This window comes from Stenotrophomonas sp. 364, assembly GCF_009832905.1.
GTDB classification, from domain to species: Bacteria; Pseudomonadota; Gammaproteobacteria; order Xanthomonadales; family Xanthomonadaceae; genus Stenotrophomonas; species Stenotrophomonas maltophilia_AP.
In genome coordinates this window covers 1,765,803-1,783,548 of record NZ_CP047135.1, presented here as the reverse complement: position 1 = coordinate 1,783,548, position 17,746 = coordinate 1,765,803, and the positions used below count along the sequence as shown (strand labels likewise).

General features: G+C 67.1%; 12 protein-coding genes. 7 read left to right on the top strand and 5 right to left on the bottom strand.

Annotated elements, in window-relative coordinates:
• The first annotated feature begins 166 nt into the window (after window positions 1–166).
• The 4 genes from GQ674_RS08260 to GQ674_RS08245 are packed head-to-tail and all read left to right on the top strand — an operon-like array spanning window position 167 to window position 5,015.
• Window positions 167–2,437 carry a methyl-accepting chemotaxis protein gene (locus GQ674_RS08260; protein ID WP_159496668.1) on the top strand — a complete coding sequence of 757 codons (2,271 nt, stop codon included), beginning with the start codon at window positions 167–169 and terminating at the stop codon, window positions 2,435–2,437.
• A gap of 54 nt (window positions 2,438–2,491) precedes the next feature.
• A complete protein-coding gene (locus GQ674_RS08255; protein WP_128096848.1) occupies window positions 2,492–3,355 on the top strand; it encodes a CheR family methyltransferase in 864 nt (287 codons plus the stop codon).
• Entirely contained in the window at window positions 3,352–3,948 is a 597-nt protein-coding gene (gene cheD / locus GQ674_RS08250; RefSeq protein WP_159496667.1) for a chemoreceptor glutamine deamidase CheD, read from the top strand. The genes GQ674_RS08255 and cheD overlap by 4 nt, the downstream gene beginning before the upstream one ends.
• The gene (locus tag GQ674_RS08245) at window positions 3,945–5,015 is read left to right on the top strand and encodes a chemotaxis response regulator protein-glutamate methylesterase (RefSeq protein WP_159496666.1); all 1,071 of its coding nucleotides are present in this window, start codon (window positions 3,945–3,947) and stop codon (window positions 5,013–5,015) included. The genes cheD and GQ674_RS08245 overlap by 4 nt, the downstream gene beginning before the upstream one ends.
• 322 nt (window positions 5,016–5,337) lie before the next feature.
• Here the strand turns inward: GQ674_RS08245 and GQ674_RS08240 are convergent, their stop codons facing one another.
• The 4 genes from GQ674_RS08240 to GQ674_RS08225 all read right to left on the bottom strand — a co-directional run bounded on the left by GQ674_RS08240 (window position 5,338) and on the right by GQ674_RS08225 (window position 9,158).
• Entirely contained in the window at window positions 5,338–5,697 is a 360-nt protein-coding gene (locus GQ674_RS08240; protein ID WP_159496665.1) for an energy transducer TonB, read from the bottom strand.
• A 183-nt stretch (window positions 5,698–5,880) separates the two neighbouring features.
• A complete protein-coding gene (gene acnB / locus GQ674_RS08235) occupies window positions 5,881–8,466 on the bottom strand; it encodes a bifunctional aconitate hydratase 2/2-methylisocitrate dehydratase (RefSeq protein WP_159496664.1) in 2,586 nt (861 codons plus the stop codon).
• Window positions 8,467–8,527: 61 nt separating this feature from the next.
• Window positions 8,528–8,926 (bottom strand): type II toxin-antitoxin system VapC family toxin, encoded by a 399-nt coding sequence (locus tag GQ674_RS08230; protein WP_128096849.1) that lies wholly within the window; start codon window positions 8,924–8,926, stop codon window positions 8,528–8,530.
• 7 nt (window positions 8,927–8,933) lie between these two features.
• Window positions 8,934–9,158, bottom strand: a complete 225-nt coding sequence (locus GQ674_RS08225) for an AbrB/MazE/SpoVT family DNA-binding domain-containing protein (RefSeq protein WP_038688544.1) — start codon at window positions 9,156–9,158, stop codon at window positions 8,934–8,936.
• A gap of 287 nt (window positions 9,159–9,445) precedes the next feature.
• Here GQ674_RS08225 and acnA point away from each other — a divergent pair, with 287 nt between their 5' ends.
• The 3 genes from acnA (at window position 9,446) to GQ674_RS08210 (ending at window position 15,516) form a co-directional block, all read left to right on the top strand.
• The gene (gene acnA, locus GQ674_RS08220) at window positions 9,446–12,202 is read left to right on the top strand and encodes an aconitate hydratase AcnA (protein ID WP_159496663.1); all 2,757 of its coding nucleotides are present in this window, start codon (window positions 9,446–9,448) and stop codon (window positions 12,200–12,202) included.
• A 241-nt stretch (window positions 12,203–12,443) separates the two neighbouring features.
• Entirely contained in the window at window positions 12,444–14,120 is a 1,677-nt protein-coding gene (locus tag GQ674_RS08215) for a long-chain fatty acid--CoA ligase (protein WP_128096851.1), read from the top strand.
• A 526-nt stretch (window positions 14,121–14,646) separates the two neighbouring features.
• On the top strand, window positions 14,647–15,516 hold the full coding sequence (locus GQ674_RS08210; RefSeq protein WP_128098049.1) for a crotonase/enoyl-CoA hydratase family protein: 870 nt from the start codon (window positions 14,647–14,649) through the stop codon (window positions 15,514–15,516).
• Window positions 15,517–15,528: 12 nt separating this feature from the next.
• On the opposite strand, the gene GQ674_RS08205 is transcribed toward GQ674_RS08210, so the two are convergent.
• Window positions 15,529–17,703 (bottom strand): response regulator, encoded by a 2,175-nt coding sequence (locus tag GQ674_RS08205; RefSeq protein WP_201290263.1) that lies wholly within the window; start codon window positions 17,701–17,703, stop codon window positions 15,529–15,531.
• Window positions 17,704–17,746: the final 43 nt, after the last annotated feature.

The window sequence follows — 17,746 nt, the reverse complement described above, 5'->3', positions numbered from 1 at the left end:
TCGGCTCTACCGCTTCGGTACCGCGTGCAGCCACCCATGGGGTGGCGCTACCCATCCGTGGGCCGGTCGAACCTGAATACGCTCAGTCACCTGCCCTCAATAGCCGCTGCCTTTGGCCGATAACAGCATTGCCGCGACACGTTCGTCGACCAAAGATGCCCTGCCCATGAATCTGATCAGCCGCTGGAACCAGTATTTCTCCAACCTGTCCGTCAGGCGCAAGCTCAACCTGCTCACCGCGCTCATCGCCGTGGGCGTCATCGCCCTGGCCGTGATCGCTGCGCGCATGCAGTACCTGGACCTCACCGATACCCGCAAGGACAGCCTGAAGATCCAGGTCGAACTGACCTACGGCATCCTGGACCACTACCACCGCCTGGCCGAGACCGGCGAGCTGACCGAACCGGCCGCCAAGGCCGCCGCGCTGGAAGCGCTCGAGCGCATGCGCGCCGACAGCGACGCCTACTACTACAGCGTCTACGACACCCAGTATCGCGTGCTGATGCATCCGTTCCGCAAGGACCTGATCGGCAAGGACATGCAGGCGTTCCGTTCCGAGGACGGCGTGCAGCTGTTCCACGACCTGGTGCAGGTGGCGCGCCAGGGTGGCGGCGTGGTGTCCTACAAGTGGGCCAAGGCGGGCGCCGAAGGCCTGTACGACAAGTCGTCCTATGCCGGCCTGTACGCGCCTTGGCAGTGGGTCATCAGCAGCGGCGTGTACATGGAAGACGTACAGCAGCAGGCGCTGGTGTTCACCGCCATCATGACCGCCAGCGGCGGCGCCGTGGTGCTGATCGTGCTGGCGCTCAGCTGGCTGATCGGCAACCGCATCACCCTGCCGCTGCGCCAGGCCACCCAGGTGGCCGAGAGCATCGCCGCCGGCAAGCTCGACAGCCGCATCGGTACCCAGGCCCACGACGAACCCGGCCGCCTGCTGGAAAGCATGGCGCGCATGCAGCAGCAGCTGCACGCGGTGATCAGCGGCCAGCGCGAGATGGCCAACCGCCACGACGCCGGCCAGACCAGCTACCGCATGGACGAAAGCGCCTTCCCCGGCGAGTACGGGCTGATGGTGCACGAAACCAACACCCTGGTCGGCGCGCACGTGCAGACCATGCAGAGCGTCCTGCAGGTGGTGCAGCGCTACGCGGTGGGCGACCTGTCCGCCGAGATCGCGCGCTACCCCGGCGAGAAGGCCGCCATCACCGACACCGTCGATGCGGTCAAGCAGAACCTGGCCAGCATCAATGCCGAGATCAAGCGCCTGGGCGCGGCTGCGGCGGCCGGTGATTTCAGCCAGCGCGGCGACATCGCCAGCTTCGACCACGACTTCCGCCTGATGATCGCCAACCTCAACGCGATGATGCAGGTCAGCGATGACAACCTGGGCAAGCTCTCGCAGCTGCTCTCGGGCATCGCCGAGGGCGACCTCACGGTGCGCATGCACGGCGACTTCCAGGGCGTGTTCGCCAGCATGCGCGACGATGCCAACGCCACCGTCGCCCAGCTGACCCAGATCGTGGGCCAGATCCAGGCTGCGGCGGGCAGCATCAACCAGGCGGCCGGCGAGATCGCCAGCGGCAACAGCGACCTGTCACGCCGCACCGAACAGCAGGCCGCCAACCTCGAAGAAACCGCCGCCTCGATGGAGGAACTGACCTCCACCGTCCGCCAGAACGCCGAGCATGCCCGCCAGGCCAACCAGCTGGCCATCGGCGCGCACGGCGTGGCCAGCCAGGGCGGCGAGGTCGTCGGCCAGGTGGTCACCACCATGAGCGCGATCGAAGCCAGCTCCAGGCGCATCGCCGAGATCATCTCGGTCATCGACGGCATCGCCTTCCAGACCAACATCCTGGCACTGAACGCAGCGGTCGAAGCCGCGCGTGCCGGCGAACAGGGCCGCGGCTTTGCCGTGGTCGCCTCCGAAGTGCGCACCCTGGCCCAGCGTTCGGCCGGTGCGGCAAAGGAGATCAAGGGCCTGATCGACGACTCGGTGGCCAGCGTGGCCGACGGCTCGGCGCTGGTGCGCAAGGCCGGCACCACCATGGGCGAAATCGTCGCCTCGGTACAGCGCGTGACCGACATCATGGCCGAGATCTCCGCCGCCTCGCAGGAACAGTCGGCCGGCATCGACCAGGTCAACCAGACCGTGGTGCAGATGGACGAAACCACCCAGCAGAACGCCGCGCTGGTGGAAGAAGCCACCGCCGCCGCGCGTGCGATGGAAGAACAGGCCGGCCAGCTGTCCGATGCCGTGGCCATCTTCCGCCTGGACAACCACGTGGCCGCCGCCGTCAGCGCGGTCACCGCGCGCGTGGTGGTGCCCGGCCCGGCCCGGCCTGCCGCCCGCCCGGCCGCACCCGGTCCGGTACGTGCCGCGCCCGCCCCGCGCGCGCCGCGCACCACGCCCGACGACGGCAACTGGCAAGAGTTCTGAGCCTCCGCAGCGGCCACCCGGCCGCCGCCTCCCCACCCTCCTTCGAGTCCGCCCGTGTCCACGCCTTCTGCCCCTGCCACTACCGCCCAGAACGGCCGCGAATTCGAGTTCGCCGATCGTGATTTCCGCCGCGTCTGCGACCTGATCTACCAGCGTGTCGGCATCTCGCTGGCACCGGCCAAGCGCGACATGGTCTACGGCCGCCTGTCGCGGCGCCTGCGGGCGTTGGGCCTGCGCAACTTCCACGACTACCTGGACCAGCTCGAACGCGACGGCGGCGACGAATGGCAGGCGTTCACCAACGCACTGACCACCAACCTCACCGCGTTCTTCCGCGAACCGCACCACTTCGAAAAGCTCGACACCGAACTGCGCGCGCGGGCCGGCCACGGCACTCTGCAGCTGTGGTCGTGCGCGGCCTCCACCGGGGAAGAGCCCTACTCCATGGCCATCACCGCCTGCGAAGCGTTCGGCACGCTCAAGCCGCCGGTACGGATCCTGGCCACCGACGTGGACACCCAGGTGCTGGCCACCGCCAGCCGCGGCGTGTACGCCATCGACCGCGTGTCCGGGCTCGACCCGGCGATCAAGAAACGCTATTTCCAGCGCGGCAGCGGCCCCAACGAAGGCAGCTGCCGGGTCAACCCGGCCCTGCGCGACCTGATCGACTTCCGCCCGCTCAACCTGCTCAGCAACCGCTACGACGTCGGCGGTCCGTTCGACGCCCTGTTCTGCCGCAACGTGATGATCTATTTCGACAAGCCCACCCAGCGCGGCATCCTGTCGCGGCTGATCCAGCACATGGGCGATGACGGCCTGCTCTACACCGGCCACTCGGAGAACTACCTGCACGCCGCCGACCTGATCCAGCCCTGCGGACGCACCCTGTACAAGCGCGCCCCCGGAGCCCCGGCATGAACGCCGTGGTCCGCACCGACGATGTGATGCGCTACTTCGACAGCCGCTTCAAGGTGACCGCCGCCAAGCTGCTGCCCACCCAGTACCTGGTGGTGGACGACGACACCGCGTTGACCACCACGCTCGGTTCGTGCGTGGCCGCCTGCCTGCGCGACCCGGTGCTGAAGATCGGCGGCATGAACCACTTCCTGCTGCCGGAAGGCAACGTCGGCGACGGCGCGCCCGCGCGCTACGGCAGCTATGCCATGGAACTGCTGATCAACGACCTGCTCAAGCGCGGCGCACACCGCAAGCGCCTGGAAGCGAAGGTGTTCGGCGGTGCCAACGTGCTCAAGGGCTTCACCAGCAACCCGGTGGGCACGCGCAACGCCGAGTTCGTGCGCCAGTACCTGCAGGCCGAGCACATCCCGGTGCTGGCCGAGGACCTGTGCGGCATCCATCCGCGCAAGGTGTGGTTCTTCGCCGATACCGGCCGCGTCGTCGTGCAGCGCCTGCCGCACGCCCACGAAGCCGAAGTGGCCGCTACCGAATCGGCCGTGCGCGCCCGCCTGTCCAAGGCCCCGGTCACCGGTGGCGTGGAGCTGTTCGAATGACCCACACCGGCCCCTGTCGCGTGCTGATCGTCGACGACTCCGCGGTCGTACGGCAGATGCTCAGCGAAATCCTCGCCAGCGACCGCGATATCGAGGTCGTCGGCACTGCCGCCGACCCGTTGCTGGCGCGCGAGAAAATCAAGCGCCTGGCCCCGGACGTGATCACCCTGGACGTGGAAATGCCGCGCATGGACGGCCTGGCGTTCCTGGAAAACCTGATGCGGCTGCACCCGCTGCCGGTGGTGATGATTTCCTCGCTGACCGAACGTGGCGCCGACACCACCCTGCAGGCGCTGGCGCTGGGCGCGGTGGATTTCGTGTCCAAGCCGAAATTCGACGTCGCCCGCGGGCTGCAGGCCTATGCCGAAGAGATCATCGGCAAGGTCAAGATGGCCGCGCGCTCCCGCGTTCGTACCCTCGCCCGCCCCAGCGCCCCGCGCATCACCCTGGATGCGGTGGCCCCGGCCGCCGTGCCGCGTGCGATCCAGTTCCGCACCACCGACCGCCTGATCGCCATTGGCGCCTCGGCCGGCGGCACCGAAGCGCTGCGCGTGGTGCTGGAAGGCATGCCCGCCGACGCCCCGGCGGTGGTGATGACCCAGCACCTGCCTGCCACCTTCAGCACCCCGTTCGCCGAACGCCTGGACCGCCATTCGGCGATGTCCGTGCGCGAAGCCAGCGACGGTGAAGCGGTGCTACCCGGCCACGCCTACCTGCCGCCCGGCGGCAAGCACCTGCGCATCATCCGCGACGGTGCGCGCTGGCGCTGCCGTGTGGACGACGGCCCGGCGGTGAACCGGCACAAGCCGGCGGTGGACGTGCTGTTCCGCTCGGTGGCTGAAAGCGCGGGTGCCAACGCGATCGGCGCGATCCTCACCGGCATGGGCGACGACGGCGCCCGCGGCCTGTTGGAACTGCGCAACGCCGGCGCTCCCACCCTGGTGCAGGACGAAGCCACCAGCGTGGTCTGGGGCATGCCCGGCGCGGCTTACAAACTCGGTGCCACCGAAGAAATGGTGCCGCTGGAACGCATCGCCGAACGACTGATGGCCATGGCCCGCGCATAACGTAGAGCCGGGCTCTGCCCGGCTGCCTTTCGCGCGTACCCACCAAGCCGGGCAGAGCCCGGCTCTACGTCGCGGCCTTTCGCGCGTACCCACCAAGCCGGGCAGAGCCCGGCTCTACGTCGCTGCCTTTCGCGCGTACCCACCAAGCCGGGCAGAGCCCGGCTCTACGTCGCTGCCTTTCGCGCGTACCCACCAAGCCGGGCAGAGCCCGGCTCTACGTCGCTGCCTTTCGCGCGTACCTACCAAGCCGGGCAGAGCCCGGCTCTACGTCGCTGCCTTTTGCGCGCACCAACCCAGCCGGGCAGAGCCCGGCTCTACCCGATCAGGGCAGCTTGAACACCACGGGTATCCGCACCGTGCCCGCCACCGGCTGGCCGTTCTCCGTTCCGGCGATGTACGTCCATGTGGCACTGGCCCGCAGGGCGGACTGATCCAACACGTCCGAGCCACTGCTGTGCACGATCGTGGTGGCCGTGCGCTGCCCCTGCGCATCGACATGCACCTCGATCAACAGCTCGCCCTCGATGCCCGCACGGTATTCCGCGGGTGGGTAGATGGGTGGACTGCGGTTCTTGGAGGCGATATCCACTGCAGCGCCCAGGCGTCCGTCCTGCGCAGACGCGGCGAACGCAACCGTGCACAGAAGCGCGGGAATCAGCAGCGCGCGCACGGCGAGGCGCACGAGGGAATGCAGGGACGATCGGCAACGGGGCATGGCGGTCTTCAACGTTCGGGCCGGCCATGATCGCCGCTTGGTATCCGCATCACAACGAAAAACCCCCGGCGTTCACCGGGGGTTTCTTGTTTTCAGCCCATCGACCCACGGTCGATGGCTACCGGTTGCCGGCCATCGGCCGGCAACGCATCAGGCAGCGACCGTCTTGGCCACGTCCTGGTAGTCCTCGATCTGGTCGAAGTTCATGTAGCGGTAGATGTCCTTGCTGCTGGCATCCAGCACGCCGATGTCGGCCATGTACTCTTCCTTGGTCGGGATGCGACCCAGACGCGAGCAGATCGCGGCCAGTTCGGCCGACCCCAGGTACACGTTGGAGTTGCGGCCCAGACGGTTCGGGAAGTTGCGGGTCGAGGTCGAGAACACCGTGGCGCCCTCGCGCACCTGTGCCTGATTGCCCATGCACAGCGAGCAGCCCGGCATTTCCATGCGTGCGCCGGCGGTGCCGAAGGTGCCGTAATGGCCTTCCTTGGTCAGCTCCGAGGCATCCATCTTGGTGGGCGGGGCCACCCACAGCTTGGTCGGGATGTCGCGCTTGCCTTCCAGCAGCTTGGCCGCCGCACGGAAGTGGCCGATGTTGGTCATGCACGAACCGATGAAGACTTCATCGATGGCCGCGCCGGCCACGTCCGACAGCGTCTTGACGTCGTCCGGATCGTTCGGGCAGGCCACGATCGGCTCGTGGATGTCGGCCAGGTCGATCTCGATGACGGCGGCGTACTCGGCGTCGGCATCCGGGGCCAGCAGCTCCGGGTTGGCCAGCCACGCTTCCATCTTCTCGATGCGACGCGCCAGCGAACGGGCGTCCTGGTAACCCTCGGCGATCATCCACTTCAGCAGCGTGATGTTGCTGGTGAGGTACTCGATGATCGGCTCCTTGTTCAGGTGCACCGAGCAACCGGCGGCCGAACGCTCGGCCGAGGCATCGGAGAGTTCGAACGCCTGCTCGACCTTCAGGTCCGGCAGACCTTCGATTTCCAGAATGCGACCGGAGAAGATGTTCTTCTTGCCGGCCTTGGCCACGGTCAGCAGGCCCGACTTGATCGCGTACAGCGGGATCGCGTTGACCAGGTCACGCAGGGTCACGCCCGGCTGCATCTTGCCCTTGAAGCGGACCAGCACCGATTCGGGCATGTCCAGCGGCATCACGCCGGTGGCGGCCGCGAAGGCGACCAGGCCCGAGCCGGCCGGGAACGAAATGCCCACCGGGAAACGGGTGTGCGAGTCGCCGCCGGTGCCGACGGTGTCGGGCAGCAGCATGCGATTGAGCCAGCTGTGGATCACGCCGTCGCCCGGGCGCAGCGAGATGCCGCCACGGGTGGAGATGAACTCCGGCAGCGTGTGGTGGGTCTTGACGTCCACCGGCTTCGGGTACGCGGCGGTGTGGCAGAACGACTGCATCACCAGGTCGGCCGAGAAGCCCAGGCAGGCCAGGTCCTTCAGCTCGTCACGGGTCATCGGGCCGGTGGTGTCCTGCGAGCCCACCGAGGTCATCTTCGGTTCGCAGTAGGTGCCCGGGCGCATGCCCTGGCCTTCCGGCAGGCCACAGGCGCGGCCGACCATCTTCTGCGCCAGCGAGAAGCCCTTGCCGGTATCCGGCGGGTCCATCGGCAGGCGGAACAGGTCGGTCGGGGCCAGGCCCAGCGCTTCACGCGCCTTGGCGGTCAGGCCGCGGCCGATGATCAGCGGAATGCGGCCACCGGCGCGCACTTCATCGAACAGCACGTCGGACTTGACCTTGAACTCGGCGATCACCGCGCCATCCTTCAGGGCCTTGCCGTCGTAGGGGCGCAGCTCGATCACATCGCCCATGTTCATCTGCGACACGTCGAGTTCGATCGGCAGCGCACCGGCGTCTTCCATGGTGTTGTAGAAGATCGGGGCGATCTTGGAACCCAGGCACACGCCGCCGAAGCGCTTGTTCGGGATGAACGGAATGTCTTCGCCGGTGAACCACAGCACCGAGTTGGTGGCCGACTTGCGGCTGGAACCGGTACCGACCACGTCGCCCACGTAGGCCACCAGGTGGCCCTTGTCCTTCAGCGATTCAATGAACTTGACCGGGCCGCGCTTGCCGTCTTCTTCCGGTTCGATGCCATCACGCTTGTTCTTCAGCATCGCCAGGGCGTGCAGCGGGATGTCCGGGCGGGTGGTGGCATCCGGGGCCGGCGACAGGTCGTCGGTGTTGGTTTCGCCAGTCACCTTGAGCACGGTGATGGTCAGGCTCTCGGGCACCTGCGGGCGGCTGGTGAACCACTCCGCATCGGCCCAGCTCTGCAGCACGCCCTGGGCGTTCGCGTTGCCGGCCTTGGCCTTTTCCTGCACATCGTGGAAGGCATCGAACACCAGCAGGGTGTTCTTCAGCGCATCGGCGGCGATCGCGCCGACGGTGGCGTCGTCCAGCAGCTGCACCAGCGGGGCGACGTTGTAACCACCGAGCATGGTGCCCAGCAGCTCGGTGGCGCGCTCGCGCGTGATCAGCGGATTGACTTCGCTGCCCAGCGCGATCGCGGCCAGGTACGAGGCCTTGACCTTGGCCGCGTCATCGACGCCGGCCGGCACGCGGTGGGTCAGCAGGTCCAGCAGGAACCCGGCTTCGCCGGCGGGCGGGTTCTTCAGCAGTTCGATGACGTCGGCCGTCTGCTGGGCGTTCAGCGGCAGCGGCGGGATGCCAAGCGCGGCGCGCTCGGCTACGTGGTGGCGGTAGGCTTCCAACATGACAACTCCCGGGATTTCTTTGAAAAGACTGCGATTGAATACAGCGGTGGAATACGTGGGCTCAAGCGTGCGGCACGATCAGCTTCAGGCCCTTGAAGTAGTCGCGGTAAAACGTATCGTTCCAGGTGATCAGGCCATCGCACTGCAGCAGCGCGTGCGACCCGACCATGAAATCGTCCAGCCCGCGCCTGCCGGTGCCGCGTTGGCGGTGGCGGCGGTGCATCTCGCCGGCGCGCAACGCCGACTTGGCTTCCAGCGGGCTGAAATGGATGCCCATTTCCTCCAGCGCGCCCTGCACCTCGGCGCCGCCGCGCAGGGAGGCGCAGATCTCGGCCAGGGTGACGCCACAGATCACCACGCGGCCCCCGACCAGGCTTTGACGCAGGCAGGCTTCCACGGCATCGGCCTGGGGCCCGTTGCTGAGCAGCTCGATCAGGACCGGGGAATCAACGGCAATCATGCGCGGCTCACTCGGCGTCGCGAACCGCGTCGACGGCGGCCTGGGCCGAATCGAAGCCATCCAGGGCGAACTTGCCGCGTGCGCGCGAAATCGCGTCGTCCACGCTCTTGCGCAGGATGATCCGGCTGCCGTCCAGTTCCACTTTCAGCTGGGTGCCCTTGGTCAGGCCAAGCGCATCGCGGACCGCCTTGGGCAAGGTGATCTGTCCGCGTTCTGCAACGGTGGCTTCCATCGGTAGGCCCTCCAAAGTATGCACAAATTATACATACTTCCGGGGGCATACTTCTACCCGAGGACGCGCCACTTCCCACCCCAGCCTTGCCGGGCAAAGGATACGCAGGTCCCCATGACATCAGCGATACATATCTCTATGTACCCTGAGACCCGATGCCGCAGGCCGAAGGCCGGCTGAATCGTTCATACTCGGAACGGTCACCGGGCCTATGGGCCAACGGCGAACGCAAGCAGGCCTGCCTCGGGCGGGCCAACGCAAGCCATCCGCAAGAGGAGTCACCCCGCATGAGCGATTCGTTCTCCACCCGCAGCCAGCTGGACGTCGGCGGCACGACCTACGACTACTTCAGCCTGCCCAAGCTCGGACAGCAGTTCGACATCTCCCGCCTGCCCTACTCGATGAAGATCCTGCTGGAGAACCTGCTCCGGCACGAGGACGGCGGCGCCACGGTCGGCCGCGACCACATCGAGGCGGTGGCCCGCTGGAACCCGACCGCCGAGCCGGACATCGAGATTGCCTTCATGCCCGCGCGCGTGGTCCTGCAGGATTTCACCGGCGTGCCCTGCGTGGTCGACCTGGCTGCGATGCGTGATGCGGTGGTCAAGCTGGGCGGCCGCCCGGAACAGATCAATCCGCAGATTCCGTCGGAGCTGGTGATCGACCATTCGGTGCAGGTGGACGTGTTCGGCACGCCCGACGCGCTGGACCTCAACGGCAAGATCGAATTCCAGCGCAACATGGAGCGCTACGGCTTCCTGCGCTGGGGCCAGAAGGCCTTCGACAACTTCAAAGTGGTGCCGCCGAACACCGGCATCGTCCACCAGGTAAACCTGGAGAACCTGGCGCGCGTGGTGATGACCGCCGACAAGGACGGTACGCCGGTCGCCTACCCCGACACCGTGTTCGGCACCGACAGCCATACCACCATGATCAACGGCATCGGTGTGCTCGGCTGGGGCGTGGGCGGCATCGAGGCCGAGGCGGCCATGCTCGGCCAGCCCTCCTCGATGCTGATCCCGCAGGTGGTGGGCTTCAAGCTCACCGGCAAGCTGCCCGAGGGCGCCACCGCCACCGACCTGGTGCTCACCGTTACCCAGCAGCTGCGCAAGCATGGCGTGGTCGGCAAGTTCGTCGAGTTCTTCGGCGAAGGCCTGCAGCACCTGCCGCTGGCCGACCGCGCCACGATCGGCAACATGGCCCCGGAATACGGCGCCACCTGCGGCATCTTCCCGATCGACGAAGAATCACTGAACTACCTGCGCCTGTCCGGTCGCAGCGAAGAGCAGATCGCGCTGGTCGAGGCCTACGCCAAGGCGCAGGGCCTGTGGCACGACGCGCAGACCACGCACGCCAGCTACAGCGCCACGCTGGAACTGGACATGGGCACGGTCAAGCCGTCGCTGGCCGGCCCCAAGCGCCCGCAGGACCGCGTGCTGCTGGAAGACGTCAAGCAGAACTACCGCGACAGCCTGGTGGGGCTGACCACCAACCGCGACAAGCGCACTGAGGATGTCTCCAACTTCGTCAACGAAGGCGGCGGCGCGGCGGTCGGCAACGAACAGCTGGCCAAGGGCTACAGCGATGTGGAACTGGACGGCACGACATTCCGCCTGAAGGATGGCGCGGTGGTGATCGCCGCGATCACCTCGTGCACCAACACCTCCAATCCGGCGGTGATGATCGGTGCAGGCCTGCTCGCGCGCAACGCGGCCGCCAAGGGCCTGGACCGCAAGCCGTGGGTAAAGACTTCGCTTGGCCCAGGCTCGCGCGTGGTCACCGATTACCTTGAAAAGGCCGGTGTGCTCACCGAGCTGGAAAAGATCGGCTTCTACGTGGTCGGCTACGGCTGCACCACCTGCATCGGCAACTCCGGCCCGCTCCCGGCCGAAGTGAGCGCCGGGATCGCCGCCGGCGACCTGGTGGTGACCTCGGTGTTGTCGGGCAACCGCAACTTCGAAGGCCGCGTGCACCCGGAAGTCAAAATGAACTACCTGGCCAGCCCGCCCCTGGTGGTGGCCTACGCGATTGCCGGCACAACCGACATCGACCTGACCACCGAGCCGCTGGGCAAGGACCGCGACGGCAACCCGGTGTACCTGCGCGACATCTGGCCGAGCAACAAGGAAATCGGCGATGTGATCGCCGCAACCATCGGGCCGGAGATGTTCAAGCAGAACTACGCCGACGTGTTCAAGGGCGACACCCGCTGGAACACCATCGCTTCGCCGGACGGCGACCTGTACGCATGGGACGGCGCATCGACCTACATCAAGAATCCGCCCTACTTCGACGGCATGACCATGCAGGTCGGTCACGTCGACGACGTGCACGGCGCACGGGTGATGGGCCTGTTCGGCGACTCGATCACCACCGACCACATCTCCCCGGCCGGCAACATCAAGAAGGACTCGCCGGCGGGCCGCTTCCTGCAGGAGCGCGGCGTGCAGCCGGCCGACTTCAACAGCTACGGCAGCCGCCGCGGCAACGATGACGTCATGGTGCGCGGTACGTTCGCCAACATTCGCATCAAGAACCTGATGTTCGGGGGCGAGGAAGGCGGCAACACGCTGTACTTCCCCGCCGGCGGTGGCGAGCCGCAGAAGCTGGCGATCTACGACGCGGCCATGAAGTACAAGGCCGACGGCGTGCCGCTGGTGGTGTTCGCCGGCAAGGAATACGGCACCGGCTCGTCGCGTGACTGGGCGGCCAAGGGCACCAACCTGCTGGGCGTCAAGGCCGTGATCACCGAGAGCTTCGAGCGCATCCACCGCTCCAACCTGGTGGGCATGGGCGTGCTGCCGCTGCAGTTCAAGGCCGGCGAGAACGCGCAGAGCCTGGGCCTGGACGGCTCGGAAACCATCGATATCACCGGCTTGAACGATGGTGCCAGCAAGACGGCCACGGTGACCGCGACCAAGGCCGATGGCACGGCGAAGACCTTCGAGGTCCACGTCATGCTGCTGACGCCGAAGGAAGTGGAGTACTTCAAGCACGGCGGCCTGCTGCAGTACGTGCTGCGCCAACTGGCAGCCAAGGGCTGACCCCAGCGGTAGGCCCCGGCCGTTGGTCGGGGCTGCCGCGATAGCGCCACGACCAACGGTCGTGGCGCGCCACGGCCGTGGTCCACCGGTTCGTGGCCGCATGCGGCCGCCCCCACGGCGGATCGCCGCCCCTTCACGCCCCCTTCGCCTTTTCCATCCGGCCCGGTATGCTGCCCGGACGTGAACTGGCGGATACTCAGGGCCAGCACACACTTTCATCAACGATTCCTGGAGGGGGAATATGAGTCTGGAACGTCCCTGGCTGCAGAGCTATCCCAACGGCGTACCTGCCGAGATCGACGTCAACGAGTTCGCTTCGGTCTCTGCCGTGTTCGATACCTCGGTGGCCAAGTACCGCGACCGTCCCGCCTACTCCAGTTTCGGCAAGCAGCTCACCTACGGTGAAACCGACGCGCTGGTCGAGCAGTTCGCTGCCTACCTGCTCGGCGAGCTGCAGCTCAAAAAGGGCGATCGCGTCGCCCTGATGATGCCCAACTGCCTGCAGTACCCGGTGGCCACCTTCGGCGTGCTGCGCGCCGGCCTCACCGTGGTCAACGTCAACCCGCTGTACACCGCGCGCGAGCTCAAGCACCAGCTGGTGGATTCGGGCGCCGCGGTGCTGGTGGTGGTCGACAACTTCGGCGACACCGTCCAGCAGGTCATTGCCGACACCCCGATCAAGCAGGTCATCACCACCGGCCTGGGCGACATGCTCGGCGCCAAGGGCCTGCTGGTGAACTTCGTGCTGAAGTACATCAAGAAGATGGTGCCCAACTACAGCATCCGCGGCGCGGTGCGGTTCAACCAGGCGCTCAAGCTGGGCAGCCGCCATACCCTGCCCAAGGTCGAGATCGACCACGAGGATGTGGCCTTCCTGCAATACACCGGCGGCACCACGGGCGTGGCCAAGGGCGCCATGCTCACCAACCGCAACCTGATCGCCAACATGCAGCAGGCCTCGGCGTGGCTGTCCACGTCCGGCATCGAGCCGGGCAAGGAAGTGATCATCACGGCGCTGCCGCTGTACCACATCTTCGCATTGACGGCGAACGGCCTGGTCTTCATGAAGTTCGGTGGCTGCAACCACCTGATCACCAACCCGCGCGACATGAAGGGTTTCGTCAAGGAGCTCAAGGCCACCCGCTTCACCGCCATCACCGGCGTCAACACGCTGTTCAACGGCCTGCTCAACACGCCCGGTTTCGACGAGATCGACTTCTCGACCGTGAAGTTCACCCTGGGCGGCGGCATGGCCGTGCAGCGCGCGGTTGCCGAGCGCTGGAAGAAGGCCACGGGCGTGACGCTGGTGGAAGCCTATGGCCTCACCGAAACCTCACCGGCCGCCTGCATCAATCCGCTCAACCTGGCCGAGTACAACGGCGCGATCGGCCTGCCGATCCCGTCCACCGATGCGTGCGTCAAGGATGACAACGGCAAGACCCTGACCCCGGGCGAAGTGGGCGAGCTGTGCATCAAGGGCCCGCAGGTGATGAAGGGCTACTGGCAGCGGCCGGAAGAAACCGCCCAGGCCATCGACGCCGACGGCTGGCTGCACACCGGCGACATGGCGCGGATGGACGAGCACGGCTTCTTCTACATCGTCGACCGCAAGAAGGACATGATCCTGGTGTCCGGCTTCAACGTGTACCCCAACGAGGTCGAAGACGTCATCGCGATGATGCCCGGCGTGCTCGAAGTGGCCGCAGTCGGCGTGCCTGATGAGAAGTCCGGCGAAGTGGTCAAGGTGGTCATCGTCAAGAAGGACCCGAACCTGACCGCCGAGATGGTCAAGGAACACGCCCGGGCCAACCTGACCGGTTACAAGCACCCGCGGATCGTGGAGTTCCGCAAGGAACTGCCGAAGACCAACGTCGGCAAGATCCTGCGCCGCGAACTGCGCGATACGCCTGCCCCGTAAGGATGTGCGGACAGCGATGACGAACAGGACCCCTGCCGGAAACGGCGGGGGTTTTTGATTGGCGCGCCTCCGGTCGGAAGGACGACATGCCGCTGCCAAGGGCGGTGGTACTGGTAGGGTCGGCTCCCAACCTCTGCCGATGCATCAGATCGTCGCGGCGAACGCATGGCCGTCGCCGAAGTGCGCCATGGACCCCGCGCTGCATCGGCGCGCCCGCCCCGGCCACCGGTAACGTACGCAGCCTCCACCCTCCATATTTATCAAATTCCGAAACGTAGCGCCAGGCCCTGTGCCAGCCCCTGCGCGCCGCAGGATGCCCCGCCCCGCAGGGGTTTGCCGGCCTCGCCTTGCCAAGGCGGGCCGTGCCGGGTGCTCCCTGGGACGGCGCGGCGGCCGGGCGGTACCAGCCCCGCTTGCGGGCGGTTCACACCCCGCGCATAGAATCACTCGCCGCCGCACGTTCTGCTCGCCCCCTTCATTCTCCGTCCGCAATGCGGTCGGCCGGACGGTCTTACGGAGAACTCCCATGTCTGCAGTCCATCCCTTTGCCCCCCGCCCGCAGCTGCACCCGACCCTGCGCATCACCGAAGAAGCGCACCGTGACGTGTACTGGATCCACATGCACGCCAACCTGGTCGACAACCCCGGCCGCCCCTGCTTCGCTTCGCGGCTGGTGGACGATATCGTGGGCTACCAGCGCGAGCTCGGCGAGCGCCTGAGCATCTCCCACGCGCTGTCCCCGCACGTGGTGCTGGCCTCGGACAGTGATGTGTTCAACCTGGGTGGCGACCTGGAACTGTTCTGCCGCCTCATCCGCGAGGGCGACCGCCCGCGCCTGCTCGACTATGCCCAGCGCTGCGTGCGTGGGGTGCACGCGTTCCACGCCGGCCTGGGCGTGCGTGCGCACAGCATCGCGCTGGTGCAGGGCAACGCGCTCGGCGGTGGCTTCGAGGCGGCCCTGAGCTGCCACACCATCGTGGCCGAGGAAGGCGTGCTGATGGGCCTGCCCGAAGTGCTGTTCGACCTGTTCCCGGGCATGGGCGCCTACTCCTTCATGTGCCAGCGGATCAGCCCGCGCCTGGCCGAGAAGATCATGCTGGAAGGCAACCTCTACACCGCACGCCAGCTGCACGAGATGGGCCTGGTGGACGTGGTGGTGCCGGTCGGTGAAGGCGTCGCCGCGGTCGAACGGGTGATCAAGGACAGCAAGCGCATTCCGCACGCCTGGGCGGCCATGCGCGAAGTGTCGGAAGTGTCCAGCATGGTGCCGCTGCACGAAATGATGCGGATCACCGAGATCTGGGTCGACACGGCCATGCAGCTGGGCGAAAAGTCGCTGCGTACGATGGACCGGCTGGTGCGTGCACAAGGACGGCGCAATGGTGATGCCGGCTGAGCCTGGCCATGTTCAGGAGGGCGTGCACTCATCGCCATCGGACTGCCGCAGGGCGACAGCCCGGGCGTCGAGTGCCTTCCTTCCCTGCCGCAACGCATTGCCCAGCGTGGCCGCACGCGGGGTCCATTCGGCCTTGAGCTGCCAGTCGGGCATGCGCATCAGTTCACCCCCGGCGCTGGCCACCTGTACCAGGCCGAGGTTGCTGGCCACCCCACGCAGCGCGTGGGCGTGTTCGCGCAGCTGATCCCAGGCCTGCTGTTCACCACTGGCCTGGATGCGGGCCATGCAGCCGTCGACATCGCTCAGGCACTGGGCGATGAACTGCTTTTCAAACCCCTCCCCCATGCCCAGCGCGGCCAGCTCGTCGAGCACCGCCGGATCGAGTGCGCCGGCCACCACCGGCGCGGCGGGCACCGCCTGGATACCCGGCTCGGGCCGGGTGTTGGCGGCGATGTCGGCCAGGATGTCCAGCAACCGCGTCGCCACCACCGGCTTGGCCAGGAACGCGCGCGCACCGGCCTGTTCGCAGCGCAGGATCGAATCGGGGGTAACATCCGCACTGAGCACCATCACCGGGATGTAGGGCATGCCGCTGGCCTGCATCACCCGCAGCTGCTTGAGCAGGTCCAGCCCGCTCATGCCCGGCATGTGCAGGTCGACGATGGCGGTGTCGAAGTCGGACTGTTCCAGCATGTCCAGCACCTGTTCGCCGCCATTGACGCAGACCACTTTGTGGCCGGCCTTTTCCAGCAGGCGCTGCAGCACCATGCGGTTGGCCGCATGGTCGTCGGCCACCAGCACGCGCAGGCTGCGCACCCGGGCGCGGTGGCGCAGGAACGGATTGGAGAACGCGATGACGTTGCCGTTCTCGGTGGTATCACCGGACAGCACCGGGGTCATCGCCACGTCCAGCGCGATTTCCACCCAGAACACGCTGCCACGCGGACTGTTGGCGCTGTAGCCGATGCGGCCGCCCATCGACTCGACCAGGCCCTTGGCAATGGAGGTGCCGAGCCCGGTGCCCTCGTGGCGGCGGGCCAGGCCCACGTCGGCCTGCTCGAACGCGTCGAACAGGCGCTCGCGCAACGCGGCCGGCACGCCGATGCCGCTGTCGAGGATCTCAAAGCGCAGCATCACCCGCTCGCCAGCCTGCCCGTCCAGCAGCGACACGCGCAGTTCCACGAACCCGTCATCGGTGAACTTGACCGCGTTGCCCATCAGGTTGAGCAGGATCTGCTGCAGGTGGCCGGCATCGCCGTACAGGCGCGGCGGCACGTGCTCGTCCACCACCACGCGGTACTCCAGCGCCTTGGTGCGCGCCTGCGGGGTCAGGATCAGGTTGATCGCCTGCAGCACGTCGGCCAGGGCGAATTCGTGGCGCTCCACGCGGACCTTGCCGGCCTCGATGGCCGAGATGTCCAGCACCTCCTCCACCAGCGCAAGCAGGCTGCGCGCCGAGGCCTGGATGGTGTTGAGGCACTCGCGCTGCTCTTCGTCCAGGCGGGTGGTGGCCAGCACTTCGGTCATGCCGGCCAGGCCGTTCAGCGGGGTGCGAAATTCGTGGCTCATGTTGGCCAGGAAGCGGCTCTTGGCTTCGTTGGCCTGGCGCGCCTCGGCCACCGCGCGGGTCAGCGCGTGCAGCAGCGAATCGAAGTACAGCGGGATCGCCGCCAGGCCCAGCAGCAGCCCCCACGCCAGGTAACTGTGCTGCTGCCAGTACGGCGCCAGCATGATGGTGCACAGGAAGGCCACGCAGCCCATGGCCGTGGCCACGCGCAGGTAGGTACTGCCATAGCGCATGCCGTTGCCGATGGTGACCCACAGGCACACCGCATACAGCGGGGCGGCCGGCTCGCCTTGGATGGTCATGATCAGCCCCATGCAGGAGTAGTCGGTGAGCATGCCGATCACCCGCCGCACGTGCGATACGCCCGGCTGCAGCAGGATGGCCACCAGCAGCCCGGCCGACACGGTCAGTTCGAAGGCCAGGATCAGCCAGGTGGCCAGCAGCGTATCGCCGTGGTTCTCCAGGTAGCGCCAGCCCAGGTAGATGATGAACAGCGCGGTGATGGCAATGCGGATCAGGTTCTGCGCGTGCTCGCTGTCGGGCCGGCCGGACAGGCGCTGCCTGAAGCGGGCCAGCAGGTGCTGCTTGCCGGCGTGGCCGGTGCGGGGAGAGTCGTTCATGGGGGGCACTCGCATGCGTCGGCGCAGCAGGGTCGAGCAGCAC